General features: G+C 74.0%; 26 protein-coding genes. 13 read left to right on the top strand and 13 right to left on the bottom strand.

Annotated features, from left to right (window positions below; genetic code table 11):
* The first annotated feature begins 19 nt into the window (after positions 1 to 19).
* Positions 20 to 688, top strand: coding sequence for a TrkA family potassium uptake protein (locus ASG36_RS17685; RefSeq protein WP_055766986.1), 669 nt, complete (start codon positions 20 to 22; stop codon positions 686 to 688).
* Complete coding sequence (locus ASG36_RS17690; RefSeq protein WP_055766989.1) at positions 688 to 1,356, top strand: TrkA family potassium uptake protein; 669 nt, start codon at positions 688 to 690, stop codon at positions 1,354 to 1,356. The genes ASG36_RS17685 and ASG36_RS17690 overlap by 1 nt, the downstream gene beginning before the upstream one ends.
* Before the next feature lie 69 nt (positions 1,357 to 1,425).
* Here the strand turns inward: ASG36_RS17690 and ASG36_RS17695 are convergent, their stop codons facing one another.
* The 7 genes from ASG36_RS17695 to ASG36_RS17725 are packed head-to-tail and all read right to left on the bottom strand — an operon-like array spanning position 1,426 to position 5,845.
* Positions 1,426 to 2,199, bottom strand: coding sequence for a DUF3159 domain-containing protein (locus ASG36_RS17695; protein WP_235495188.1), 774 nt, complete (start codon positions 2,197 to 2,199; stop codon positions 1,426 to 1,428).
* Complete coding sequence (locus tag ASG36_RS17700; protein ID WP_055766992.1) at positions 2,196 to 2,573, bottom strand: OB-fold nucleic acid binding domain-containing protein; 378 nt, start codon at positions 2,571 to 2,573, stop codon at positions 2,196 to 2,198. Before ASG36_RS17700 ends, ASG36_RS17695 begins: the two co-directional genes overlap by 4 nt.
* Positions 2,570 to 3,349, bottom strand: a complete 780-nt coding sequence (locus tag ASG36_RS17705; protein WP_055766995.1) for a S9 family peptidase — start codon at positions 3,347 to 3,349, stop codon at positions 2,570 to 2,572. The genes ASG36_RS17700 and ASG36_RS17705 overlap by 4 nt, the downstream gene beginning before the upstream one ends.
* Positions 3,346 to 4,089 carry a DUF3710 domain-containing protein gene (locus tag ASG36_RS17710; RefSeq protein WP_055766998.1) on the bottom strand — a complete coding sequence of 248 codons (744 nt, stop codon included), beginning with the start codon at positions 4,087 to 4,089 and terminating at the stop codon, positions 3,346 to 3,348. Before ASG36_RS17710 ends, ASG36_RS17705 begins: the two co-directional genes overlap by 4 nt.
* 1 nt (position 4,090) lies before the next feature.
* Positions 4,091 to 4,579 carry a dUTP diphosphatase gene (gene dut / locus ASG36_RS17715; protein ID WP_235495190.1) on the bottom strand — a complete coding sequence of 163 codons (489 nt, stop codon included), beginning with the start codon at positions 4,577 to 4,579 and terminating at the stop codon, positions 4,091 to 4,093.
* Positions 4,580 to 4,608: 29 nt separating this feature from the next.
* Positions 4,609 to 5,535: a hypothetical protein gene (locus ASG36_RS17720; protein ID WP_055767001.1), complete on the bottom strand. Its 927-nt coding sequence runs from the start codon at positions 5,533 to 5,535 to the stop codon at positions 4,609 to 4,611.
* Between the two features lie 10 nt (positions 5,536 to 5,545).
* Complete coding sequence (locus ASG36_RS17725) at positions 5,546 to 5,845, bottom strand: DUF4193 domain-containing protein (protein WP_055767004.1); 300 nt, start codon at positions 5,843 to 5,845, stop codon at positions 5,546 to 5,548.
* 295 nt (positions 5,846 to 6,140) lie between these two features.
* Here ASG36_RS17725 and ASG36_RS17730 point away from each other — a divergent pair, with 295 nt between their 5' ends.
* Together ASG36_RS17730 and ASG36_RS17735 are read left to right on the top strand one after the other, a co-directional pair.
* On the top strand, positions 6,141 to 7,187 hold the full coding sequence (locus tag ASG36_RS17730; RefSeq protein WP_055767007.1) for a phosphotransferase family protein: 1,047 nt from the start codon (positions 6,141 to 6,143) through the stop codon (positions 7,185 to 7,187).
* A 58-nt stretch (positions 7,188 to 7,245) separates the two neighbouring features.
* Entirely contained in the window at positions 7,246 to 7,782 is a 537-nt protein-coding gene (locus ASG36_RS17735) for a LytR C-terminal domain-containing protein (protein WP_055767009.1), read from the top strand.
* On the opposite strand, the gene ASG36_RS17740 is transcribed toward ASG36_RS17735, so the two are convergent.
* Positions 7,779 to 8,609, bottom strand: a complete 831-nt coding sequence (locus tag ASG36_RS17740; protein ID WP_055767012.1) for an inositol monophosphatase family protein — start codon at positions 8,607 to 8,609, stop codon at positions 7,779 to 7,781. The genes ASG36_RS17735 and ASG36_RS17740 overlap by 4 nt on opposite strands.
* 62 nt (positions 8,610 to 8,671) lie before the next feature.
* Here ASG36_RS17740 and ppgK point away from each other — a divergent pair, with 62 nt between their 5' ends.
* The 5 genes from ppgK (at position 8,672) to ASG36_RS17765 (ending at position 15,192) form a co-directional block, all read left to right on the top strand.
* Positions 8,672 to 9,415 (top strand): polyphosphate--glucose phosphotransferase, encoded by a 744-nt coding sequence (gene ppgK / locus ASG36_RS17745; RefSeq protein ID WP_055767015.1) that lies wholly within the window; start codon positions 8,672 to 8,674, stop codon positions 9,413 to 9,415.
* A gap of 160 nt (positions 9,416 to 9,575) precedes the next feature.
* On the top strand, positions 9,576 to 10,904 hold the full coding sequence (locus ASG36_RS17750) for an RNA polymerase sigma factor (RefSeq protein WP_055767018.1): 1,329 nt from the start codon (positions 9,576 to 9,578) through the stop codon (positions 10,902 to 10,904).
* Positions 10,905 to 11,319: 415 nt separating this feature from the next.
* On the top strand, positions 11,320 to 11,535 hold the full coding sequence (locus ASG36_RS17755) for a hypothetical protein (protein ID WP_055767021.1): 216 nt from the start codon (positions 11,320 to 11,322) through the stop codon (positions 11,533 to 11,535).
* Positions 11,536 to 11,677: 142 nt separating this feature from the next.
* Positions 11,678 to 14,044 (top strand): VanW family protein, encoded by a 2,367-nt coding sequence (locus tag ASG36_RS17760; RefSeq protein ID WP_082523254.1) that lies wholly within the window; start codon positions 11,678 to 11,680, stop codon positions 14,042 to 14,044.
* A gap of 56 nt (positions 14,045 to 14,100) precedes the next feature.
* Positions 14,101 to 15,192 (top strand): YihY/virulence factor BrkB family protein, encoded by a 1,092-nt coding sequence (locus ASG36_RS17765; protein WP_235495208.1) that lies wholly within the window; start codon positions 14,101 to 14,103, stop codon positions 15,190 to 15,192.
* A 1-nt stretch (position 15,193) separates the two neighbouring features.
* Here ASG36_RS17765 and ASG36_RS17770 read toward each other — a convergent pair whose 3' ends face one another.
* From ASG36_RS17770 to ASG36_RS17780, 3 genes are all read right to left on the bottom strand, one after another.
* On the bottom strand, positions 15,194 to 15,418 hold the full coding sequence (locus tag ASG36_RS17770; protein WP_055767024.1) for a DUF3039 domain-containing protein: 225 nt from the start codon (positions 15,416 to 15,418) through the stop codon (positions 15,194 to 15,196).
* 130 nt (positions 15,419 to 15,548) lie between these two features.
* Positions 15,549 to 15,887, bottom strand: coding sequence for a DUF3099 domain-containing protein (locus ASG36_RS17775; protein WP_055767026.1), 339 nt, complete (start codon positions 15,885 to 15,887; stop codon positions 15,549 to 15,551).
* Between the two features lie 168 nt (positions 15,888 to 16,055).
* Positions 16,056 to 16,652: an HhH-GPD-type base excision DNA repair protein gene (locus tag ASG36_RS17780; protein WP_055767030.1), complete on the bottom strand. Its 597-nt coding sequence runs from the start codon at positions 16,650 to 16,652 to the stop codon at positions 16,056 to 16,058.
* A gap of 42 nt (positions 16,653 to 16,694) precedes the next feature.
* Here ASG36_RS17780 and dtd point away from each other — a divergent pair, with 42 nt between their 5' ends.
* Both dtd and sigB read left to right on the top strand, forming a co-directional pair.
* Positions 16,695 to 17,126: a D-aminoacyl-tRNA deacylase gene (gene dtd / locus ASG36_RS17785; protein WP_055767033.1), complete on the top strand. Its 432-nt coding sequence runs from the start codon at positions 16,695 to 16,697 to the stop codon at positions 17,124 to 17,126.
* 240 nt (positions 17,127 to 17,366) lie between these two features.
* Positions 17,367 to 18,350, top strand: a complete 984-nt coding sequence (sigB, locus tag ASG36_RS17790) for an RNA polymerase sigma factor SigB (RefSeq protein ID WP_055767036.1) — start codon at positions 17,367 to 17,369, stop codon at positions 18,348 to 18,350.
* Between the two features lie 55 nt (positions 18,351 to 18,405).
* On the opposite strand, the gene ASG36_RS17795 is transcribed toward sigB, so the two are convergent.
* Together ASG36_RS17795 and ASG36_RS17800 are read right to left on the bottom strand one after the other, a co-directional pair.
* A complete protein-coding gene (locus ASG36_RS17795; RefSeq protein ID WP_235495210.1) occupies positions 18,406 to 21,138 on the bottom strand; it encodes a bifunctional GNAT family N-acetyltransferase/acetate--CoA ligase family protein in 2,733 nt (910 codons plus the stop codon).
* On the bottom strand, positions 21,131 to 22,312 hold the full coding sequence (locus tag ASG36_RS17800; protein ID WP_055767039.1) for an acetoin utilization protein AcuC: 1,182 nt from the start codon (positions 22,310 to 22,312) through the stop codon (positions 21,131 to 21,133). The genes ASG36_RS17795 and ASG36_RS17800 overlap by 8 nt, the downstream gene beginning before the upstream one ends.
* Before the next feature lie 146 nt (positions 22,313 to 22,458).
* Here ASG36_RS17800 and ASG36_RS17805 point away from each other — a divergent pair, with 146 nt between their 5' ends.
* Both ASG36_RS17805 and ASG36_RS17810 read left to right on the top strand, forming a co-directional pair.
* Positions 22,459 to 23,154 carry a metal-dependent transcriptional regulator gene (locus tag ASG36_RS17805; RefSeq protein WP_055767042.1) on the top strand — a complete coding sequence of 232 codons (696 nt, stop codon included), beginning with the start codon at positions 22,459 to 22,461 and terminating at the stop codon, positions 23,152 to 23,154.
* A gap of 69 nt (positions 23,155 to 23,223) precedes the next feature.
* The gene (locus ASG36_RS17810) at positions 23,224 to 25,278 is read left to right on the top strand and encodes a S9 family peptidase (RefSeq protein ID WP_055767045.1); all 2,055 of its coding nucleotides are present in this window, start codon (positions 23,224 to 23,226) and stop codon (positions 25,276 to 25,278) included.
* Positions 25,279 to 25,289: the final 11 nt, after the last annotated feature.

The raw sequence follows: 25,289 nt of genomic DNA on the forward strand, positions 1-25,289 counted from the left end.
ACCCGCGGGGAGAACCTCAGTGCACGTGGTCGTCATGGGCTGCGGTCGGGTCGGCTCGGCCATCGCCCGCCGTCTCGAGGAGATCGGGCACAGCGTCGCGGTCATCGACCAGAACGCCGAGGCCTTCCGTCGCCTCGGCCCGGAGTTCGAGGGCCGCCAGGTCACCGGCCTGGGCTTCGACCGGCAGACGCTGCTGGACGCCGGCATCGACTCCGCCGGGGCGTTCGCCGCGGTCAGCAGCGGTGACAACTCCAACATCATCGCCGCGCGGGTGGCCCGGGAGACCTTCGGCGTCGAGCACGTCGTCGCCCGGATCTACGACTCCAAGCGGGCCGAGGTCTACGAGCGGATGGGCATCCCCAGCGTCGCCACCGTCCCGTGGACGGTGAACCGGCTGATGCGCGAGCTGCTCAGCGTCAAGGTCACCGAGATCTGGCGCGAGCCCACCGGCAAGGTGCTGCTCATGCGGGTCACGGTCACCGACGGCTGGGTCGGCCGCCCGCTGGCCGACCTCGAGCGGGCCACCGGCGCCCGCGCCGCCTGGCTGGTCCGCTTCGGCGACGCCCAGCTCCCCCGCGCCAGCACCGTGCTGCAGACCGGTGACCACCTCGTGGTCGCCGCCACCGACGACATCGCCGCCCAGGTGCACGACGCGGTCGAGAACGTCCCCGCAGGAGGACAGCACTGATGCGCATCGCCATCGTGGGGGCCGGCGCGGTCGGCCGGTCCATCGCCGGGGAGCTGCTGGGCAACGGGCACACCGTGATGCTCATCGAGAAGAACGGCGCCAAGGTGCGCGCCAAGTCCGTCCCCGGCGCCGAATGGGTGCAGGCCGACGCCTGCGAGGTCACCGCGCTGGAGGAGGCCAACCTGTCCAGCTGCGACGTGGTCATCGCCGCCACCGGCGACGACAAGGCCAACCTGGTCGTCTCGCTGCTGGCCAAGACCGAGTTCGCGGTCGCCCGGGTCGTCGCCCGGGTCAAGGACCCGCGCAACGAGTGGCTCTACACCGAGGCGTGGGGCGTCGACGTCGCCGTCTCCACCCCGCGGGTGCTCGCCGCCCTCGTCGAGGAGGCGTTCACCGTCGGCGACGTCGTCCGGCTGATGAGCTTCCGCAAGGGCGCGGCCAACCTCTCCGAGATCACCCTCGCCGAGGACACCCCGTGGGTGGGCCGTCCGCTCCGCGACGTGCCGCTGCCCCGGGAGACCGTGCTCACCGCGATCCTGCGCGGCGAGCGGGTCATCACGCCCACCCCCGACGAGCCCCTCGAGGCCGGGGACGAGCTGCTGTTCGTGCTGCACGGCGATGTCGAGGAGGAGCTCCAGCGCCTGCTCTGCCGCGACGGCAACTGTTGAAGGACCCCGGTGCCCCCACCCCTCGCTGACGCTCGGGGCGGGACCCTGCACCGGGGCCGTCACAGGCGGTTACGCGACCCCGGCGGCGGGAGGCGTGCGGTGGCGGTGCAGGCGGGCGACGGCCCACAGGGTGACGACGAGCGCCACGGCGGTCACCGGCAGCCCGAGCACCAGGGACGCGGTGCCGAGCAGCTCCACCTGGTCCTGCCAGTACAGGACCCCCTGGACGGCGAAGCGGACCAGGAAGGTCATCGCCCACATCAGCGTCAGCCAGGAGTAGGCCCGGACCATCCGCCGGTCGGTGCGCCAGTGCCGCTCGGCGACGGCGTCGGGCTCCTGGTCGGCCGGAGCGGCACCCGCGGCGGCCTTCTCCTTGAGCCGGCCCGACAGCTTCCCGCCGCCCATGCTGTCGCGCAGGCTGTGCGTGGCCATCGACCCGAGGTGGCTGGGGGCCAGGAACTCCGCGGCCACCCCGACCAACGGCCAGCGCACCACGATCGAGCCCAGCAGCACCACACCGAGCGCGGCGTTGCGAATCAGGCCGGGGACGAAGAAGTCCCGCGCCTCCCCCGACACCCGGGCGATGGCCACCGCGATCGCGACGCCGATCAGCCCGGAGAACGCCTGCTGCACGCTCTCCTTGCGCACCAGCCGCAGCCCGAAGACCAGCACGGCGGCACCGACCGCGGCCCAGATGCCGACGGTCAGCCCGCCGATGGAGTTGGCGACGACGAAGGCGATCGTGGGCAGCGAGACGTCGATCATCCCGCGCCAGCCGCCGAGCTGGTCCAGGACCATCTGACGGTCGACCACCGGGGCCTTGCGGCCGTCGGTGGAACTCACCCGGCGCTCAGCTCGTACCAGGGGTTGTAGACGACCTGGCGCCCCTCGAAGGAGGCGAACCGGCCGCGGGCGGTGAGCGTGCGGCCGGGCTCGATGCCCGGGATGCGCCGGCGACCCAGCCAGACCAGCGTCACCGAGCCCGAGCCGTCGAACAGCTCGGCCTCCAGGGTCGGCACGGTCTCCCGCGGGGTGTAGACGACGGACTTGAGCCGCCCGGTCACGGTCACCACCTGCCCCTTGCGGCAGGCGCTGACCGGCTCGCACCCGGCCGTGGCGACGTCGGACTGCAGCTCCTGGGCGTCGATGGTCCGGTCGTCGGCCGTCAGCTTGTGCAGCTTGCGGGACAACCAGCTCGGCGCGCGGGTCTCGGTCACGGCCCCAGCGTAGGACGGTGCGGGCCCGCTGTCCGGTGTCGGTCCAGCCACGTCGTGGTGATCTGCCAGGCAGGTCCGGCCACGTCGATGACCACCATGTGGTCGCCGTCGACCAGCGCGACCTCGGCGGCGGGGTCCACCTCGGCGTACCGCCGGCTCTGCTCCGGCGGCACGGTGGTGTCGGCCTCGCCGTGCACGCACAGCACGGGCACCCCGGTGGGGGCCATTCGGGTCGGGGACGCCGCGGCGTACCGGTCCGGGTGCTCGGCGGGCGAGCCGCCCAGGAAGTCCGTGACCGCGCCGTCGCCCATCCGCTGACCGGCCGCGAGCTCGAGGTCGAGCACGCCGGCCTGCAGCACCGCCGCGGTGACCCGGGTGCGCGGGTCCGCGCCGGGGGCTCCGGCGGGGAGCAGGTGCCGGCCGGCGGCCCAGCCGGCCAGGTGGCCACCGGCGGAGTGCCCGACGACGGCGAGCACCGAGAGGTCCAGCCGGTCGGCGTCGGGGAGGTCGGGCAGCAGGTCCAGCGCCGCGGCGACGTCGTCCAGGGTCGTGGGCCACCCGCCGCCGGTGCCGACCCGGCGGTACTCGACGGCGACGGCGGCCCAGCCGCGGGCGGCCAGGTCGGCGGCCAGCGGCCGGGCCAGGTCGACCCCGTAGGCCGCGCGCCAGAACCCGCCGTGCAGGACGACGGCCACCGGCGCCGGGTCCGACCCGGCCGGCAGGGTGAGCTCGAGGAACTGCTGCTCGTCGGCCCCGTAGGCGTGGGTGGTGGTCACGCGGTGGGCGGCTCGGGCAGCGTGGCGGCCGGCCGCGCTCCCGCGGCGGGCGCGCCGGCCTTGGCCGCCGCCTGCTGGCGGGCGACCTGCTCGGCTGCCTGCGGGGGCAGGGTCATCGGCAGCTGCTCGCGCACCGGCATCGGCTCGGACCCCCGGACGACGACGATCCCGCGGAAGGCGTCCTCCAGCGCGGCACCGGCCTCCGGGCTCTCGGCAGCGGCGCCGCTGATCATCCCGCGCAGGAACCAGCGCGGACCGTCGACGCCGATGAACCGGGTCGCCCGCGCCACCGGCTGGGGCGGCGTCGTCTGGCCCGGCTGCTGCGGCGGGGTGGCCCGCACGTGGCCGGCCAGCTCGGGGCCGAAGGGCCCGTCCTGCTCGGTGAGCGAGCCGCCCTGGCCGCTGGCGCTGGTGGCCAGGTCGGCGCGGACGCCGTCCCAGATGCCACCGGCGCGCGGCGCGGCGAAGGCCGACACCTGCAGCAACGAGTCCCCGGCGCGCAGGCTGGCGCCGATCACCTTCTGACTGGCGTTCACGTCGACCCGCAGCTCCATGCCGGGCACCGCGGGCAGCTTCAGCGACCCCAGGTCGACCCGGGTGACGCCGTCCTCGGGGGCGTCGGCGGAGTCCCACGGCCCGGTGGTCTCGTCCTGCTCGCGCTCGCGCACCTGCGGCTCCGGGGGCACGCCCCGCTCCCGCACGCTGCGCTCGATCCGGTTGCGCCGCCGTCCGAACGGCATGTCAGTCCTGCCCCTCTGTCGTGTCCGTGGTCGTGGGTGCTGCGAACCCGCCGGTCGAGCCGTGCCCGCCGGCGCCGCGCTCGCTGTCGGGCAGCTGGGCGACCGGCGTGAAGACCGCGCGGACGACGGGCTGGACGACCAGCTGGGCGATCCGGTCGCCGCGGCGGAGCCGGATCGTCGTGCTCGGGTCGGTGTTGACCAGGTTGACCCGGATCTCCCCGCGGTAGCCGCTGTCCACCGTGCCCGGCGCGTTGACCAGGCCCAGTCCGTGCCGGTGGGCCAGGCCCGAGCGGGGGTGCACGAAGCCCGCGTACCCCTCGGGGATGGCCACCGACACCCCGGTGCCCACCAGCGCCCGCTGGTGCGGCGCGAGCTCCACGTCCTCGGTGGTGACCAGGTCCGCGCCGGCGTCCCCGGGCAGGGCGTAGGACGGCGCGACCGCGCCCGGGGCGAGTGCCACCGGGACGGTCACGGTCGGTTCGTCGGGCACGACGGCGAGGCTAGACCGGGTGGCCCGGCTCACCGGTCAGGGTGGCCCGTGCCCGGGAGCGCCGTCCGCAGGTCGACCAGCACGGCCTCGGCCAGCTGTGTGGTGGCCTTGCGGTTGCTGCGGGCGGCCAGCCCCGCGCCGATCAGCAGCGGAGCCGCCGAGGACACGTTGCGGGCCAGCCGGCGGGTGACCCGACGACGGAGCGCGTTCACCCCGGCGGAGCCGATCTGGGCGATCAGCCCGCCGGTGCGTGCCCCGCCCTCCACGGCCCGCTGCTGGGTCCAGGCGGTCAGGTAGGCCCCGGCCCGCGAGCGCGCGTCCCCGGTGGCGGGCCGGCCGTAGAGCTCGTGCAGCTCGCCGATGAGCACGACCTCGACCATGGCCACCAGCACGGTCTCCGCGCCCAGCTCCAGCGGCAGCGCCACCAGCGAGGGGGTGGCGAACCACTGGGCGGCGGTGAGCCCCCCAGTGGCCGCGCCCACCCCGGCGGTCAGCCGGGCGGCGCGGGCGACCAGCCGGTCGGCGATCTCGCCGTCGGTGGACCCGGGGTGGGCGGCCCGGATCTTCTCCCGGTCCCGGATCGACAGCCGCGGGGCCGCCGTGCGGAGCAGGTCGGTCAGCACCGTCCCGGGGTGCCAGCCCGAGCCGGTGGAGTCCTCCGGCGCCCGGGCCGGGCCGTCGTCCGTGCCGGTCCGCGCGCCGCGGACGGCCGAGGCGACCGCGCCGACGACGTCCTTGAGCGTGTCGGTCGGCTTGGCCTTCGCGGTCGAGCCGTCGGCGGACTCCCGGTCGCCGAGGAGCCCGGCGACGGCGTCGGCGAGGGACCGGGCAGCACCGCCCAGTCCCCCGCCCGCCGTCTCCTCGCCCGCGGGCGCACCGTAGACCGGGCGTGGCCGCGGGACGTCCCGGGCCGGCGCGGTCCGCGGCGTCCCGTCCTGCGTCGGTCCCCCGGTCACCGTCGGGCGGTCAGGCGCAGTCGCGGCAGACGAGCTGGTCGCCCTTGGTGCTGGCCAGCCGGCTGCGGTGGTGCACCAGGAAGCAGCGCGAGCAGGTGAACTCGTCCTCCTGCTTGGGCAGCACGCGGACGGTCAGCTCCTCGTTGCTGAGGTCGGCGCCGGGCAGCTCGAGGGCCTCGTTGTAGTCGGTCTCGTCGACGTCGACCGAGGAGGACTGCGCCTCGGCCCGTCGGGCCTTGAGCTCCTCGAGGCTGTCCTCGCCGGCCTCGTCGGACTCGTTGCGGCGCGGGGCGTCGTAATCGGTGGCCATGGGGTGCCCCTCTTTCCTTCGTGGTCGCGGGCCTCGTGTGCCCGCTCGTCTGGTCGCACCCCGGCCGCCTCGTGAGCGGCCATGGTGTCTGGGTCGTGCACCGCGGTCACGGCGGTCGGCGGGCCCCCCGGGTCCTCCGCGCGCACCGCTGTTCGACTCCGGCAGCCCCCCAACGCGGCGGGCGGGGACTTTGTGCCCGGCAGCGCGGTGCTCACACACCACACCGCCGCGCCGCTCCCCACACCACCGCCGACGGGTCGTCCGGGGGTGGGGCGGCGAAGGCTACCCTGCGCCGATGACCGCCGTCGTGGGTGCTGATCCAGGGGTCGTCGGCCCCTACCTGGCCACCGTCCTGGCCGATGACCGGTGGCGGGAGGTCGACGTCGACCTGATCGCCGCGGGCATGTCCAACCTCACGTACGTGGTGACCCCCCGCGGGGGTCCGGAGTCCGACGCGGTGATCCTCCGCCGTCCCCCGACCGGCGCCGTCCTGGCCACCGCGCACGACATGGTCCGCGAGCACAAGGTGATCAGCGCCCTGGGGGACACCGCCGTGCCGGTGCCCCGCACGCTGCACCTGTGCACCGACACCGAGGTCCTCGGGGCGCCGTTCTACGTGATGGAGCGCGTCGTCGGCGTGCACGTGGTGGACGCGCTGCCCGCCGGCTTCGCCGACACCCCCGAGGAGCGCCGGGCGCTGGGCGACGGCCTGGTCGACGTGCTGACCGACCTGCACGCGGTCGACCCGGCAGCCGTGGGCCTGGGCGACTTCGGTCGGCCCGAGGGCTTCCTGGCCCGTCAGGTGCGCCGCTGGACCACCCAGTGGGAGGCGACCCGGGACACCGACCGCCCCGACCTGGACGCGCTGGCCGCGCGGCTGGCTGCGACCGTGCCCGAGACCCGGCGGACCGGGATCGTGCACGGGGACTACCGGATGGACAACTGCCTGCTCGACCCCGAGGTCCCCGGCCGGGTCCGGGCGGTGCTGGACTGGGAGATGTCCACCCTGGGCGACCCGCTGACCGACCTGGGCATGCTGTTCGTCTACTGGCCCGAGGCCGGTGAGGAGCGGAAGGTGGCGCTCTCCCCGGTGACGACCCTGCCCGGCTTCCCGACCCGGCTCGAGGTCGCCGAGCGCTACGCCGCGCGCAGCGGCACCGACCTCGGTGACCTGTCCTGGTACGTGGGCTTCGCCTACTTCAAGTTCGCCTCGATCCTGGCCGGGATCGTGGCCCGCAACGCCGCCGGCGCCATGGCCGGCAAGGACGCCACCGGGTACGCCGAGAAGATCGGCCCGTGCGTCGAGCTGGGACGCGCCGCGCTCGAGGACGGTGCCGTCTGACCCCGGCCGGGCGCACTACAGTCCCCGGCACCACAGTCCAGCCCCGAGTGGAGCGCAGTTGAGCGAGTCAGGCGACCGGCCTCCCGTCCGCTCCCGCAGCGGCCGTCGTCCCATCCCGCCGTTGATCTTCCTGCTGGTGCTCGCACTGGCCGCCCTCGGCGTGTGGTGGAACGTGCTGCGCGACGCCCAGCAGGCCGAGGCCGCCCAGGCCGCCGCGTGCACCACGGCGGCCGAGGCGCCGCCGGCGCTGGACCCCGCCAGCCTCCAGGTCCGGGTCTTCAACGCCACCGACCAGGCCGGTCTGGCCCAGGCCGTGGCCGCCACCCTGCAGTCGCGCGGCTTCGTCGTCACCGAGGTGGCCAACGACTCCTCCGGCCGTGAGGTCACCGGGGTGGGCGAGCTCCGGCACGGTCCCCGCGGCAACGACGCAGCCCGTTACCTGGCGGTCTTCCTGCCCGGCGTGGGCGACCTGCCCGACACCCGGGCCGACTCCGTCGTCGACCTGGTCGTCGGCCCGGAGTTCGTCGAGCTGGCCACGCCCGAGCAGGTGGCGGCCACCCTCTCCCCCGTCGCGAGCGCCGAAGCCGCCTGTTAGGGGTGCAGCTCCTCGAGCAGCCCCTGCAGGTCGGCGGCGATGCTCGGGGCGGCGGCCACGGCCATCGGCTCGGCGAACGGGGTGTCCCGCAGCCCGCTGAGCACCAGGCCGGCCTCGGCCGCGACCAGGGCGCCGGCCGCGTGGTCCCAGGGCTTGAGGTCCAGCTCGTAGTAGGCGTCCACCCGACCGTCCGCGGCCGCGCAGAGGTCCAGTGAGGCGCAGCCGGCCCGGCGGATGTCCCGGACCCGGGTGACCAGCTCGGCGACGACGGCGCCCTGGGCGCGGCGCTGCTCGACCCGGTAGCCGAACCCGGTGGCCACGAGGGTCTGCTCCAGCGACACCGGGCTGCTCCCCCGCAACCGCCGCGGCTGCACGCCGGGCGAGGTCAGCCACGAGCCCCGGCCGCGCACCGCCGTCCACACCTCGCCGGAGGCGGCGTCGTGCACCACCCCGACCCGGGTGACCCCGTCGACCTCCGCGGCGATGGAGACGGCGTAGCCGGCGAAGCCGTACAGGAAGTTGACCGTGCCGTCGATCGGGTCGATCACCCAGCGCACCCCGCTGGTCGACTCCCGCGCGGCGCCCTCCTCGCCCAGCACCCCGTCGTCGGGGCGGGCGGCCAGCAGCCGGTCCACCACCAGCTGCTCGCTGGCCCGGTCCACGGCGGTCACCACGTCCACCGGGCTGCTCTTGGTGTCCACCTGGGCCGACGCGGTCGCCCGCCCCGCGGCGACCAGCTCGGCGGCCTCGGCAGCGGTGCTGCGGGCCAGGGCGAGGAGGTCGTCGAGCAGCTGGTCGTCGGGGGTCTGGACCGGTGTCGTCGTCACGACGGGTGATCCTGCCGGAGTCGGTGCACACCAGCAGCGGTGAGGATCACTAGCCTGTCCGCGTGCAGGGCTTCGGAGTGGACGTCGGTGGCAGTGGCATCAAGGGGTGCCTGGTCGACCTCGAGCGGGGTGAGCTGGTCGGGGAACGGGTGCGCATCCCCACCCCGCAACCCGCGCTCCCCGACCCGGTCTACGACGTGATCGGCGACATCGTCGGCCAGTTCGGGTGGGAGGGACGCATCGGCGTCACCTACCCGGGCGTCATGAAGAGCGGCGTGGCCTACACCGCCGCGAACATGGACCCCACCTGGATCGGCACCGACATGGCCGCCGGTCTGGAGACCCGGATCCCGGGCACGGTGCAGACCCTCAACGACGCCGACGCCGCCGGGCTCGCCGAGATGGCCTACGGGGCCGGCAAGGGCCAGCGCGGCCTGGTCCTCATGCTCACCTTCGGCACCGGCATCGGCAGCGCGCTGTTCATCGACGGCCGGCTGGTCCCCAACACCGAGTTCGGGCACATCGAGGTCGACGGGCACGACGGGGAGAAGGCCGCCTCGGCCGCCGCCCGCGAGCGCGAGGACCTCTCCTACCCCGACTGGGCCAAGCGGGTCGACCGTTACCTGGACACCCTCGAGCGCGGGCTGTGGCCCGACCTCATCGTGGTCGGCGGCGGGGTGAGCAAGAAGGCGCACAAGTGGGTGCCGCTGCTGTCCACCCGCACCCGCGTCGTCCCCGCCCAGCTGCTCAACGACGCCGGCATCGTCGGCGCCGCACTGGCCGCCGAGGAGCGCATCGGCCAGTAGCCGGTGGTCCTCCCCCGGGGGACACCCGAGGCGGTGCCGTACCGCAACCGGTGGTGGCCTTCGTCACGCTCGTTACACTGACAGCGCCGGCAACCGTCCTCGGTGGTGAGACCTCGGTCTCCCCGTGGCGGCGCCACCCCAGCACGGGAAGGGAAGTCGAGTGCCCGCCGCCAAGTCCGCAGCACCCTCCGTCGCACCCGTCGAGTCCGCTGCCGACGCAGCCGGCTCCACGACCACCCGGACCACGCGCTCCCCCGCCCGGAAGTCCAGCCGCACCAAGCCGACCATCTCGGCCTCCCCCGGCCTGGACCCGCCCGAAGGCACCGTGCTGACCGCCGTCACCACCCCCGAGGGCGCGGCTGCAGCCGTCGTCGCCGGCTCGACCGGGCTGACCCTGGACGCCGCCGCCGTCGTCGGCAAGGACGGCGTCGCCGAGGACAAGGACGACGACGAGACCGACGGCGGCACCGACACCGCCAAGGACGGCAACCCCTCCACCGAGTTCGTCTGGGAGGACGAGGAGGAGTCCGAGGCGCTGCGCAAGGCGCGCAAGGACGCCGAGCTCACGGCCTCCGCCGACTCGGTCCGCGCCTACCTCAAGCAGATCGGCAAGGTCGCGCTGCTCACCGCCGAGGAGGAGGTCGACCTCGCCAAGCGGATCGAGGCCGGGCTCTACGGCTCCGAGCGGCTCAAGCAGGTCGAGGCCGAGGGCACGAAGCTGACCCCGCAGATGCGCCGGGACCTGAACTGGATCACCCGGGACGGCGAACGGGCCAAGAACCACCTGCTGGAGGCCAACCTCCGTCTGGTGGTCTCCCTCGCCAAGCGCTACACCGGCCGCGGCATGGCCTTCCTGGACCTGATCCAGGAGGGCAACCTCGGGCTCATCCGCGCGGTGGAGAAGTTCGACTACACCAAGGGCTACAAGTTCTCCACGTACGCGACGTGGTGGATCCGCCAGGCGATCACCCGCGCGATGGCCGACCAGGCGCGCACCATCCGCATCCCGGTGCACATGGTCGAGGTCATCAACAAGCTCGGCCGCATCCAGCGCGAGCTCCTGCAGGACCTGGGCCGGGAGCCCACGCCCGAGGAGCTGGCCAAGGAGATGGACATCACCCCGGAGAAGGTGCTGGAGATCCAGCAGTACGCCCGGGAGCCGATCAGCCTCGACCAGAACATCGGCGACGAGGGCGACAGCCAGCTCGGTGACTTCATCGAGGACTCCGAGGCCGTCGTCGCCGTCGACGCGGTCAGCTTCACCCTCATGCAGGACCAGCTGACCAACGTGCTGCAGACCCTGTCCGAGCGGGAGGCCGGCGTGGTCAAGCTGCGCTTCGGGCTCACCGACGGCCAGCCGCGGACCCTCGACGAGATCGGCCAGGTCTACGGGGTCACCCGGGAGCGGATCCGCCAGATCGAGTCCAAGACGATGTCCAAGCTGCGCCACCCCAGCCGCTCCCAGGTGCTCCGCGACTACCTGGACTGAGGAAGGACCCCCTCGCCCCCCCGCCACTCGCAAGCTCGCGGCGGGACCCTGCGAGGGGGCCGGTCCTGCTGCCTCCTGATGGGTGAGGACGGTCCGGGTTGGGACGACGGTGCACGGGTATCGGCGTACCGTGGGAGGGGTCAGCAGAGCAGCGGACCCCGCGTCGGCCCCCTGGGTCGGCGGACCACAGATCCATCCCGCACGTGCACCACGAACACCCTGTAGGACCACCAAGTCCAGCGACGTCCCCTGCTCACCCGCTCCAGCACGACGGCCCACCGGGCCCCGACAGACCGCGATCGGCGAGTCGGGATCCAACTGGGTCGGATCGGGAACACCGGGGGCCATCCTGGCGCTGTGCAGGAGGCCGATCCGCAAGCGCGGGTCCGTGCGGTAGAGAGCGAGTGATGACCAGATGACCGAGACCCTGACGACGAGCCCGCCCACCGACGACCTGGTCGTGCCCTTCCACTGTGACCGCTGCGGGGCACTCGCCAAGGTGCGGGTGGTCCTCCCCAGTGGCAGCGACCTCGTCTTCTGCGGGCACCACGCCCGTGAGTACGACGCCAAGCTCCGCGACCTGTCCGCCGACATCATCGACGCAGACAGCGAGCAGCCCGTCTCCAGCTGATCGAGACGCTATCGTCGCCACCAGCGATGGAGCTCTCACCTAACGACGCCGCCGGCGCTCCGATCCCCACCAGGGTCGGGCACCGGCGGCGTCGTCACGCTCAGGGTGTGTCCCTGGACCAGATCGAGGCGGAGAACACCCGATGAGCGACCCGAACCCCCGCGACGGCGACCAGCCGGAGCAGGAGCCGGTGGCCGACGCCCCGTCCGCCCGGGACGAGGACAGCACCCAGCGCCTCGCGGCCGACGGCACCGTGGGCTCGGCCCGACCCGGCACCCCCGAGGCCCCGGCCGCACCCCGGCCTGCGGCTGCGGTCCCCCCGGTGCAGCAGCTCCCGCTGTCTCCCCGCCGCCGCTCCCGCGATGAGCCCGCGCCCACGCCGGTCCCGGTCGAGCAGCTGCCCACCAGCGAGCTCCCGTCCGCCCGCCCGGCCGACGCGACCGTGGAGGCCGGCCCGACGGACGCGGCGGAGGAGACCCCCGCCCCGGTCCCGGCGCGGCCCGCCGGCCCGGTGATCCCCGAGCGCGAGGACGACGACGCCCCCACCGCGGTGGTCCCGGCGGCGGTCGTCCCGGCCGGCATCTTCGACGACGGGCCGCGCGAGCCCGACGAGGACCCGACCGAGGAGGACGACGCGACGACCGTCGTCCCGGCCGCGGCCGACACCCCGCCCCCTGCTCCCCCGGTCGAGGACGACCGCACCGCCGGCGAGCCGGGCCGCCCCTGGTGGAAGCGGCCCGTGGTGCTCGCTCCCGTCGGCCTGCTGGTGGTCCTCGGCGTCGCGTACGGCGCCGACCTGCTGGTGGCCGGTGACGACGTGCCCCGCAACACCGTGGTGGCCGGCGTCGACATCGGCGGGATGTCGCCCGTGGCCGCTGCCGACACCCTCACCGCCGACCTGGCGCCGCGCGTCACCGCCGACCACGTGATCGTCGCCGACGACGTCCAGGGCGTCCTCTCCCCCGCGACCGCCGGCATCACCCTGGACGTCGACGCCACGGTGGACGCTGCGGGCGGTCAGCCGCTGAACCCGTGGACCCGCCTGACCTCGCTGTTCGGCGATCGGCAGGTCACCCCGGTGGTCACCGGGGACGAGACCGCGCTCGACGCCCAGCTCGAGCAGTTCGCCGGGACGGTGGACCGCGCACCCAGCGACGCCACCATCGCCGTCGAGGGCACCACCGCCTCGGTCGTCCCGGCCGTGACCGGCCGGATGCTCGACCGGGCCGGCGCCGCCGACGCGGTCACCGAGGCGCTGGCCTCCGGCGGGGACCCGGAGACCCCGATCGAGCTGCCGGTGGAGACCACCGACGTCCTGGTGCACGAGGACGCCGCCCAGCAGGCCCTCGACCAGACCGTCACCCCCGCGCTGTCGGGACCGGTCACCGTGGTCGGCGACGACGGCACCACCAGCGCGGAGGTCGGCGTCGAGGCCATCGCCGGCGCGCTGGTCTTCACCGGCCAGCAGGACGGCTCCCTGGCCGTGACCCTGGACCCGGCGGCCCTGCAGGCGTCCCTCGGTGACGAGCTCGGCGAGTTCGGCACCCCGGCCCAGGACGCGGAGTTCCAGGTCACCGGCAACGCCATCGCCGTCGTCCCCTCGGTGGACGGCACCGGCATCGACCCCACCGTGCTGGCCGGGCAGCTGCTGCCCGCGCTCACCCAGCCCGCCCCCCGGCAGGTCACCGCGACCCTGGGCCCGGTGCCGGCGGACTTCACCACCGACGAGGCCAACGCACTCGGCATCACCGAGCAGATCAGCACCTTCACCACGAACTTCACCAACTCGGCCAGCGGCACCAACATCCGCGTCGTGGCCGGCGAGGTCGACGGTGCGGTCGTGCTGCCCGGGGACACCTTCAGCCTGAACGGCTACACCGGCCCCCGCGGCAAGGCCGAGGGCTACGTGCCCGCCGGCGTGATCAACAACGGTGAGTTCACCCAGGCGGTCGGCGGGGGCATCAGCCAGTTCGCCACCACGATGTTCAACGCCGTGTTCTTCGCCGGGCTCGAGGACGTCTTCCACAAGCCGCACAGCTACTACATCAGCCGCTACCCGGCCGGCCGCGAGGCCACCGTGTACTACGACTCGATCGACCTGTCCTGGCGCAACGACAGCCCGACCGGGGTCTACGTGCAGGCGGTCTGGCAGCCCGGTGCCCTCACGGTCACGTTCTGGGGCACCCAGCGCTACGAGATCGAGTCGGTCAGCAGCGACCGGTACAACGTGCGCACCCCGGTGGTCCAGGAGAAGCCCGACGACGGCAACTGCTCCCCGCAGGGCGGCGCCAACGGCTTCGACATCACCGTCACCCGGGTGTTCAAGGACCCCGCGACCGGTCAGCAGATCCGCACCGAGGACTTCCAGACGCGGTACGCGGCCGAGCCGGTCATCCGGTGCATCCCGGTCGCGCCGCCCGCTGCACCGGAGTCCACCGCTCCGGCGGCACCGGCCACCCCGGCCGGACGACGTCCGGTGCGCCCCCGCGCGGTCGGGGTCACCAGCTGACCCGTCCGGGTGGGCGTGGCGACACGCCGGACGGTTGGCCCGTGCACACTGGTGCGGTGGCGACCGTCCTCCCTCCCGGGTCCCCGGTGGACGGCGACCTGCCCGAGCACCCGGACACCGGGCAGACCGCCACGGTCGGTGGCGCCACCCGGGTCGACCCCCCGCCCACCGTGGCCCGCAGCTGGCACCCCCGCGACCTGGTGGCCATGGTCACCGCACCGGTCCGGGTGCCGCTGCAGGTGCTCGGCCGGACCATCGCCAAGGCCTGGCACGACCGCATCCTGGGGCTGAGCGCCGAGGCGTCGTTCTGGCAGGTGCTGTCGGTCCCGCCGCTGCTCATCGGACTGCTCGGCTCGCTGGGCTACCTCGGGGTGTTCATCGGGGACAGCGCGGTCACCGAGATCGAGGACCGGCTCGTGGACCTCGCCTCGGAGGCACTGACCCCCACGGTCGTGGAGACCCTCGTCCAGCCGACGCTGACCGACATCCTCGGGTCGGGTCGGCTCGACGTGGTCAGCGTCGGGTTCCTGCTGTCGCTCTGGGCGGGGTCGTCGGCGACGGCGACGTTCGTCAACACCATCGTCATCGCCTACGACCAGCGCGACGTCCGCGGCCCGATCCGCACCCGGCTCATGGCCCTGGGGCTGTTCGTCGTGGGCCTGCTGGTCGCCGTGCTGTCCCTGCCCCTGCTGGTGCTGGGTCGCACGGCCCTGGTCGCGCTGCTGCCGGTCGGCTGGCAGGACACCGCGACCGTGCTGGTCAACGCCGTCTACTGGCCGCTGGTCCTGGTGCTGCTGGTGATCGTGCTGACCAGCCTCTACCACGTGGCCCTGCCCCGGCGGCTGCCGTGGCTGCGGCACCTGGTGGGGGCCGTGTTCGCGGTGGCGTTCTTCATCGCCGCGGCGCTGCTGCTGCGCACCTACGTGGCCGACATCCTCACCACCGCGCTCCCCTACGGGGCGCTGGCCGCGCCCATCGCGGCGCTGCTGTTCTGCTTCTTCCTCGGCATGTCGATCCTGCTGGGCGCCGAGCTCAACGCCACCGTCGAGGCCCGCTGGCCGGCCGGCCAGCGCCGGCACGACCGCCGCCGGCGCCGCCGCCGCGCCGCCAAGATCCAGCTCGAAGCCCGCAAGATGGGCTTGCGCTAGCTCATTTTTTGAGCTGGGCGTAGACCTCCTTGCAGGGCTCGCACACCGGGCTGCCGGGCTTGGCGCTCTTGGTGACCGGGAAGACCTCGCCGCACAGGGCCTCGACCATGGTGCCCATGACCGCGCTCTCGGCGATCTTGTTCTTCTTGACGTAGTGGAAGACCTCGGGCCCCTGATCGGTGCTGGAGTCGCGGACGTCGGGCCGCTCGAGGATCTCGGTGCTCACGGTGTGCTCCCTGCGTGGGTGGTGGTGGCCTGCCCGCCCATGATGGCAGCCGGGCCGGGGACGACGGAGGGGCCGCACCCGGTCGGGTGCGGCCCCTCGGCCGTGCGGTGCGGTCGTGCCGGTGGGTGTCTCAGCCGTCGATGACCCGGCCGGCGCTGGGCCGGCTCTCCAGGATCCGGTCGGGCGCGGGGACCTTGTACCGGTTGACGTCGAGCTTCTTCTTCGGCGGCCGGTCGTTGGCCATCACCACCGCGATCCACGGCAGCACCGTGCCCAGCACCGCGAACACGGCCATGAGCCAGACGGTCTGGTAGAAGACGCAGGCGAGCACCAGGCTCACCATGCGGATGAGCATCGTGACGACGTACCGCTTCTTGCGGGCGTCGTGCTGGTCGGCGCGACTCGGCTCGGCCTCGGTGATGAGGACCGGCTCGGACGAGCGGTTCGTGTGCTGCTGGCTCGAGGCCACGGACACCTTCCCTGTCGCTGGCCGGGGTGATCGGGTGGACGCGGGTCGGCGTCGGGCACGTGGTGTGCGGGCGACCGGCCCCGGAGCTCCCCGGCTCCTGTGGCCCATCGTGCCACCGTGTCCCGGGACGTGCAGCCACCCGGGTGCCAACGGTGCTTCCGCAGGCCCTCAGGCCGTGGGGTCCCCTGCCTGGGCGGCCTTCGCCGCGGCCTTCACCTGCTGCTTGAACGCCCGGACCTCCCCCAGCGACACCGGGTCGGTGACGTCGGCCACCGAGCGCCGGGCGCCGTCGTCCCCGTAGTCGCCGGCGGCCTCGCGCCAGCCGGGCGGGGTGACGCCGTACTGCTTGCCCAGCAGCGCGACCAGGATCTTCGCCTTCTGCGCCCCGAAGCCGGGCAGCTCGCCGATCCGCCGGAGCAGGGTGGCGCCGTCCGGGACGTCGTCCCAGAGGCCCTCGGCCCGGCCGTCGTACCGCTCCACCAGCAGCCGGCACACCGCCTGGGTGCGCTCGGCCATCGAGCCGGGGTAGCGGTGCACGGCGGGCGGGCCGGTGAAGACCTCCTTGAGGCGTTCGGGCTCGACCTCTGCCAGGTCCTGCGCCGACAGGGTCGACACCCCCAGCCGCTGGGCGAGCAGCGCCGGCCCGGCGAAGGCCCGCTCCATCGGGAACTGCTGGTCCAGCAGCATCCCCAGCACGAGCGCGAGGGGGTCGCGGCCGAGGAGCTCGTCCGCGGCGGGGTCCTGGGCGATCCGGATGTCGGGCACCCCGTCATCCTGCCGTGTCGCCGTCCCGGCAGGATCGGGTCCGTGCGTGCCGTGGTGACCCGGGTCAGCAGCGCCTCCGTCGAGGTGGACGGCGAGGTCGTGGGCGCGGTCGGGCGGGGCCTGCTGGCCCTGGTCGGGGTCCGCCGGGGCGACGGCGTCGACCAGGCGCGGGAACTGGCCCGGAAGGTCCACGGGCTGCGGGTGTTCCCGGGTGAGGACGGCGAACGGTCGGCGTCGGACCTCGGTCTGCCGGTGCTGGTGGTCAGCCAGTTCACGCTCTACGGCGACACCCGCAAGGGACGTCGTCCCTCGTGGGTGGAGGCAGCGCCCGGCCCGGAGGCCGAACCGCTGGTGGACGCGGTCGTCGCCGAGCTGCGGGCCCGTGGGGCCGAGGTCGCCACCGGGGTCTTCGGGGCCTCGATGCGGGTGGCGTCGGTCAACGAGGGGCCGATGACCCTGCTGCTGGAGGTCTAGAGCGGGTCGCGTCTGGGCACAGGGTGGCCAGCGACACCCTGGCCGTCAGCTGTGAACGTGGTCGGCCAGGAACACCAGGGGGCGTTCCCGCCGTTGTGCAGGACGTACCACACGGGGTGAGAACCCCGCGGAGGCACCCGCCGGGAGGTGGGCGGACCGGTCCCCCGGTCGACACGCCCGGCAGGACCGCCAGCACCACCGGCGGACATCCGACCCCAGAGGCAAGGACGAAGACACATCGTGACGCTGCTGCAGTCCTCCCCCACCGACACCCTCGAGGTGCGCACGCCGCGCCGTGCGCCGGACACCAGCGGACTGGTGTCGACGGACCTGGTGCGCGTCTACCTGAACACCATCGGCAAGACCCCGCTGCTGACCGCCGTCGAGGAGGTCGAGCTGGCCAAGCGCATCGAGGCCGGCCTCTACGCCGAGCGACTGCTGGTCGAGAAGCAGCTCAAGCCGGCCGCCAAGCGGGACTACAAGCTGCTCGTCGCCGACGGCAAGGCCGCCAAGCGCCACCTGCTGGAGGCCAACCTCCGCCTCGTGGTGTCGGTCGCCAAGCGCTACACCGGGCACGGCATGACGTTCCTGGACCTCATCCAGGAAGGCAACGTCGGCCTGATCCGGGCCGTGGAGAAGTTCGACTACGCCAAGGGCTTCAAGTTCTCCACCTACGCGACCTGGTGGATCCGTCAGGCGATCACCCGGGCCATGGCCGACAGCGGTCGCACCATCCGGCTGCCCGTCCACCTGGCCGAGCAGGTCAACAAGGTGGTGCGCACCCGGCGCCGGATGCACCAGGAGCTGGAGCGGGAGCCCACCGCCGAGGAGCTCGGCCTCGAGCTGGACATGACCGAGGAGCGGATCATCGAGCTCCTGGAGTACAGCCGCGACCTGGTCTCCCTCGACCAGACCGTCGGTGCCGACGAGGAGTCCCGGCTCGGTGACTTCATCGAGGACGCCGACGCCGCCGTGGCCGAGGACGCCGTGGCCTTCCAGATGATGAAGGGCGACGTGCGCACCGTGCTCGGCACCCTGGAGGACCGCGAGCGTGACGTCGTCATCATGCGGTTCGGCCTGGACGGCGAGCAGCCCCGCACCCTGGAGCAGATCGGCAAGCGCTTCGGGCTGTCCCGCGAGCGGGTCCGCCAGATCGAGCGCGAGACGATGAGCAAGCTGCGCGCCCCGGACCGGGCGGACGCCCTGCGCGACTACCTGGCCTGACGCGAACCCCGGAGCCCCGGTCACCCCTCGTGGGTGACCGGGGCTCCGTCGTGTCTCAGGACCCGGTGAACATCCGCCGCGGGCCGGGGTCGACCCGGGCCGTGGGTGGACCGACCCGCACGGCGGCCCCGGCCACGACCAGCGAGCGCCCGCCGTGCCACGGGTTCGGCGGGCCCACGATCACCGGCTCCAGGGACAGCGACAGCACCTCGGGCAGGTCGTCGGCGAGCTGGGCGATGCGCAGCAGCAGTTCCTCCAGCGCCGGGACGTCGACCCGCTCGCTGCCCCGGTAGCCGTCCAGCAGCGGCCAGGCCCGCGGTTCCCGCACCAGCTCGGCGGCGTCGGCGTCGGTCAGCGGCAGGGTGCGGAACGCCCGGTCGCCGAGCAGGTCCGTCGCCACCCCGCCCAGGCCGAAGCTGACCAGCGCCCCGAAGGACGGGTCGTCGACCACCTCGACCACGGTGGCCACCCCGGGGGCGGCCATCTCCTGCACGATCACCGGGTCGCCCGAGGGGATGGCCTCGAACCCGATCCGGACGTCCTCGGCGTCGCGCAGGTCCAGCCGGACCCCGCCGAGGTCGGAGCGGTGCCGCAGCCACGGGGCGGTGGACTTCAGCACCACCGGGTAGCCGATCTCCTCGGCGGCGGCGACCGCGGCATCGGCGTCGGTGACCCGCCGGGTGCCCAGCAGCGGCACCCCGTAGGCGGCCAGCAGGGCGATGACCTCCTCGTCGGTGAGGTCCCGGCCGCCGCCGTCGGCGAGCGCGCCCACCACCACGGCGCGGGCCGCGGCCTCGTCGATGCCCTCGAGCTCGGGCACCGTGCCGGCGGGGCGACGCCGCCAGCGGGCGTACTCCGCCATCCGGGCCAGGGCGATGACCGCCCGCTCCGGGGTGGAGAACGAGGGCACTGAGCCACGCTCGGGCATCCCGTCCTCACCGCGCACCACCAGGTCGGCGTGGATGCCGTCGGTGGAGAGGAAGTTGGCGACCAGCGGCTTGGTCGACCCGATCGACACCTCGCGGAGCACCCGGCCGTAGGGCTGCACCCCCCGCACCAGCGGCGGCAGGAACACGGCGATGACCGCGTCCACCGTCTCGTCGTCCAGGGCGGCCTGAAGCGCGGCCCGGAACTCCTCGGGCCCGGCCTGGGTGCCGATGTCGACCGGGCGCTCGTGCGCCAGGGCCAGGCCCTGCTCGAGCACGGCGTCGGCCACCAGCACCCCCACCGCGGTGGAGTTGCCGACCACGGCGACCCGGTCACCGGCCGGCAGCGGCTGGTGGGCCAGCAGCGTGCCGACGTCGAACAGCTCGGCGAGGGTCTCCACCCGGATCACCCCGGCGGAGGCGAACAGTGCCGCCACCGACTGCTCGGGGACGGTCACGCTGGTGCCGGCCAGCCCCGCGGTCATGCCCACGTGCCGGCCGCTCTTGACCGCCACGACCGGCTTCGTGCGGCCCACCCGGCGGGCGAGCCGGGCGAACTTGCGCGGGTTGCCGAAGCTCTCCAGGTGCAGCAGCACGACCTCCGTGCCCGGGTCGGTGGCCCAGTACTGGAGCATGTCGTTGCCGCTGACGTCGGCCCGGTTGCCCGCGGAGACGAAGCTGGACAGCCCGATCCCGCGGTCCCGGGCCCGCTCGAGCAGCATCACGCCGAGCGCACCGGACTGGGCGAAGAACCCGACCCGACCGCGGCCGGGCACCTGCGGGGCGAGGCTGGAGTTCAGCCGCACCGCGGGGTCGGTGTTGACCACGCCGAGGCAGTTGGGGCCCACGACGCGCATGCCGCTGGCCCGGGCCGCGGCCACGAACCGGCGCTCGGCGGCGCGGCCCTCGGGGCCGGTCTCGCCGAACCCGCCGGAGATGACGATCAGGCCCTTGACGTGCTTGCGCCGGCAGGCCTCGACGACCCCGGGCACCTCGTCGGCGGGCACGGCCAGGATCGCGAGGTCCACGTCGTCCGGGATGTCCTCGATGGTGGCGTGCGCCGGCACCCCGGCCACGTGCCGGACCGCCGGGTTGACCGGGTAGATCGGCCCGGCGAACCCGTAGTCGAGCAGGTGCCGCAGCACGGCGTGCCCGATCTTGGTGACGTCGTTGCTCGCCCCGACGACGGCCACCGACCCCGGGGTGAGCAGTCGGCCGATCGACCGGGACTCGCTGCGCTGCTCGCGCTCCCAGGTCACCGCCAGCGCCTGTTCGGTGGGCGCGATCGGGAAGGTCAGGTGGACGACGCCGTCCTCGTAGGAGCGACGGGCCTCGTAACCGGCGTCCAGGAACACCCGGACCATCCCGGAGTTCTGGCTGAGCACCTCGGCGACGAACCGGGTGATGCCCTTCTCCCGGGCGGCGGCGGCGAGGTGCTCCAGCAGCACCGAGCCCAGACCGCGCCGCTGGTGGGCGTCCTCGACGAGGAAGGCGACCTCGGCGTCGTCGGTGTCGGGGTAGCGGTCGTAGCGGCCCACGCCGATGAGCTCGTCGCCCAGCAGCACCACGAAGGCGACCCGGGCGACGTGGTCGACGTGGGTGAACCGGTAGAGGTCCTTGTCCGACAGCCTCTTCATCGGCCCGAAGAACCGGTAGTAGCGGGTCTGGTCGGAGCTGCGCTCCATCAGCCCGACGATGCCGTCGGCGTCCTCGGGGGTGATGGGGCGCAGGTGCACGGTGCCGCCGTCGGCGGCCACCACGTCGGCCTCCCACCCGGGGGGCGGCGTGGAGTGCTCGGGCACCGTCGGGTCCCCGACGATCGGCGGCGGCGCGGGAGCGGCCGGCTCCTCGGGGCTAGTCACGGGGGTCGTCCGGGTCGAGGCCGAAGAGCGGGAAGGTGGCCGCGCGCGTGCGGCTGATGGCCCGGTCGACCCGGTTCTCGGTGAAGGGGTCCCAGCGCTGGAAGCCGGTCCACCCGCCCTCGGTCATCGAGGCCGGGGGCTCGGTGCGCAGCCCGCGGGCCAGCACGTCGCGCACCCAGGAGTCCGGCACCGGCGTCGTCGGCGACAGCGGGTCACCGCCCATCTCGGCGAGCAGGTGCGTCCAGGCCCGCGGCACGCAGCGCACCAGTCCGTAACCGCCCCCGCCCAGGGCGACCCACTTGCCGTCGCACACCTCGTGGACCAGGTCGTGCATCGCCCGGTAAGAGGCGCGCTGGCCGTCCACGGTGAGCCCGAGGTCGGCCATCGGGTCCTCGTGGTGGGCGTCGCAGCCGCACTGGGTGACCACGATCTGCGGCGCGAAGGCCCGGACGACGCTGGGGACGACGGCGTGGAAGGCGCGCAGCCACCCCGAGTCGTCGGTGCCGTTGGGGAGCCCGAGGTTGACCGCCGTCCCCGGTGCCTTCTCCGACCCGGTCTCCTCGGGGAACCCGGTGCCCGGCCACAGGGTGAGCGGCGTCTGGTGGATGCTCACCGTCAGCACCCGCGGGTCGTCGTAGAAGGCGGCCTGCACGCCGTCACCGTGGTGCACGTCGAGGTCGACGTAGGCGATCCGCTCGTAGCCCTGGCCCAGCAGCCACGCGATCGCGATCGCGGCGTCGTTGAAGACGCAGAAGCCGGCCGCCCGGTCGCGCATGGCGTGGTGCAGCCCGCCGGCGATGTTGGCCGCGTGCTGCGCCTTGCCCTCGTGCACCAGCCGCGCGGCGGTGACCGACCCGCCGGCGATGAGCGCGGAGGACTCGTACATGCCCTCGAAGACCGGGTTGTCGTCGGTGTCCAGACCGTGCCCGGCGCCCTGCGGGTCCAGCGGGGCCTTCTGCACGGCGTCCAGGTAGCCCTCGTCGTGGACCAGGGTGAGCAGGTCCCGTCCGGCGCTCTCGGGCGCCACCACGGTGATGCGGTCGTTGGACAGCACCCCGAGCTGCTCGGCCAGCCGCATCGTGAGGTCCAGCCGGACCGGGTGCATCGGGTGGTCCCCACCCATCGTGTAGCCCAGCAGCGCGTCGTCCCACACCACCGAGACGGCGTCACTCACGGTCGTTCCCAGCGGTCGGCCTCATCGCCTCATCACCGACCGGACGCTACCGGGGTCGGGGGCGTCGCGCGCCGCCTCGCGCGGCTGCCCGGGATGGCGCGGCCCCCGTAGAGTCGGGGCAGACCCCGACGGAGGAGCCTGCTGCTGTGAACGACCTCATCGACACCACCGAGATGTACCTCCGCACCGTCTTCGAGCTCGAGGAGGAGGGGATCACCCCCCTCCGCGCCCGCATCGCCGAGCGCCTGCACCAGAGCGGCCCCACCGTGAGCCAGACGGTGGCCCGGATGGAGCGCGACGGACTGCTCTCCGTCGAGGGCGACCGCCACCTGCAGCTGTCCCCGGAGGGCCGCGCGCTGGCCACCGCGGTGATGCGCAAGCACCGGCTGGCCGAGTGCCTGCTCGTGGACGTGATCGGTCTGGACTACGCCGACGTGCACGAGGAGGCCTGCCGCTGGGAGCACGTGATGAGCGAGGCCGTGGAGCGCAAGCTGCTGACGCTGCTGGGCAACCCGCACGTGTCGCCGTTCGGCAACCCCATCCCCGGCCTGGACGCCCTCGGCGGCGCTGCGACGCCCTCGCAGGACGCGCTGACCCTGCTCTCCACCTCGGCCACCCCCGAGGGCGCCCCGGTGGTGGTGCGCCGGATCTCCGAGCAGCTGCAGGAGGACGCCGACCTGCTCCGCTCCCTGGCCGACCAGGGCGTCCGCCCGGGCAGCACCGTGACGGCCTCGCTGGTCGGCGGCCAGGTGGCCATCGACGGAGAGGTGTTGGCCCCCGGGGTCGCCCAGCACGTGTTCGTCAGCCCCGCCGAGGTGGAGGAGCCGGTCTCCGCCGGCTGAGCCCCGGGCCCGGCCGGACGCCCCGATTTCGTTCGCCGGGCTCACGACCGGGTCACTAGGCTGGGCGGCATGACCGACCACACGGCTGACCAGCCGGAGCCCGCACCCACCCCCTTCCACCGGCTGTCCGACTTCGTCGCGCTGCCGCGGCTGGGCGGGTTGGCCCTGTCGCCGGACGGCTCCCGGCTGGTCACCTCGGTCGCGACGCTGGCCGCCGACCGGAAGACCTGGCAGTCGGCACTGTGGGAGCTCGACCCGACCGGACGGGCCGACGCCCGACGGCTGACCCGCAGCAGCCCCGGCGAGTCCGGCCCGGTGTTCGCCCCCGACGGTTCGTTGCTGTTCACCTCGGCCCGCCCGGACCCCGACGCCGGCAAGGACGCCGGGGAGCCCAAGCCCGCGCTGTGGACCCTGCCCGCCGAGGGCGGCGAGGCCCGGTTGGTGCTCGGCCGGAAGAACGGGGTGTCCGGCGTCGACGTGGCCGCCGACACCGGCGCCGTCGTCGTGGTCGCCTCCACGACCCCGGGCACCGCGGACGCCGAGGACGACGACGCCCGCCGGACCGCCCGGAAGGACGCCGGGGTGTCGGCGATCCTGCACGAGGCCTACCCGGTGCGGTACTGGGACCACGACCTGGGACCGACGGTGCCGCACGTGTTCTTACTCGACGCCCTGCCGGCCGAGGGGGCCGACGCACCCACCTGGCGTGACCTCACCCCGGACGCCGGGCCCCCGAACGGGGCCGGCAGCGACGTCGCGCTCTCCCCCGACGGCCGCTGGGTGGCCCGCAGCGAGGAGGTGCCCGACGGCGCCGCGTCGTGGCGGAACCGTCTCGTGGTCACCGACACCGCGTCCGGGGAGACCCGCGTGCTGGTCGACGACCCGGCCGCCGACGTGTCCGGGGCGTCCTGGTCGCCGGACTCCACCCGCGTGGTCGCGGTCCGCGAGAGCGTCACCACCCAGGAGCTGCCGCCGGACTACACGCTGCTGCTCGTCGACGTCGCCGCCGGGACCAGCACCGACCTGACGGCGGGCTTCGACCGGTGGCCGTCGGCGCCGCAGTTCGACGCCGCGGGCGAGGCCGTGTACTTCCTCGCCGACGAGGACGGCCGGCACGCGCTGTTCCGCGTGGTCGAGGGCGAGGCCCCGGTGCGGCTGACCCGGGACGGCGCGTACAGCGACCTGCAGGTGGCGAAAGACGGGTCGGCGCTCTACGCGCTGCGCTCGGCCTACGACTCCCCGCCGGTGCCGGTGCGGCTGGACCCCACCGCGACCGACCAGCAGCCCGACCCGCTGCCCAACCCGGGCACGATCGCTGCCTACCCGGGCACCCTGCGTGAGCTGCGGGCCACCGCGGCCGACGGTGCCGAGGTCCAGTCCTGGCTCGTGCTGCCCGAAGGTGCTGCAGCCGAGCAGCCCGCCCCGCTGGTGCTGTGGATCCACGGCGGGCCGCTGATGAGCTGGAACGGCTGGTCGTGGCGGTGGACGCCGTGGGTGCTGGCCGCCCGCGGCTACGCGGTGCTGCTGCCCAACCCGGCGCTGTCCCAGGGCTTCGGTCAGGACTTCGTCCGCCGCGGGTGGGGCAACTGGGGGGCCGCGCCGTACACCGACCTGATGACCGCGGTGGACGCCGCGGTGGAGCTGCCCGAGGTCGACGGCACCCGGACGGCGGCGATGGGCGGCTCGTTCGGCGGCTACATGGCCAACTGGGTCGCCACCCAGACCGACCGGTTCGACGCGATCGTCACCCACGCCAGTCTCTGGCACCTGGACGGCTTCATCGGGGCCACCGACGCCTCCTACTACTGGGAGAAGGAGTTCGGCGACCCGCTCACCGAGCCGGCCCGCTACGAGGCGAACTCCCCGCACCGGTACGCCGACGCGATCACCACGCCGATGCTGGTGATCCACGGCGACAAGGACTACCGGGTGCCGATCGGTGAGGGCCTGCGGCTCTGGTACGACCTGCAGAAGCGCGGGGTGCCCTCGAAGTTCCTCTACTTCCCGGACGAGAACCACTGGGTGCTCACCCCAGGGAACGCGGTGGTCTGGTACGAGACGGTGCTGGCGTTCCTGGCCGAGCACGTGCTCGGTGCGGACTGGGAGCGTCCTGCGCTGCTCTGACCCCTCCACGC

It is taken from the genome of Geodermatophilus sp. Leaf369, from assembly GCF_001424455.1.
Classification (GTDB): domain Bacteria; phylum Actinomycetota; class Actinomycetes; order Mycobacteriales; family Geodermatophilaceae; genus Klenkia.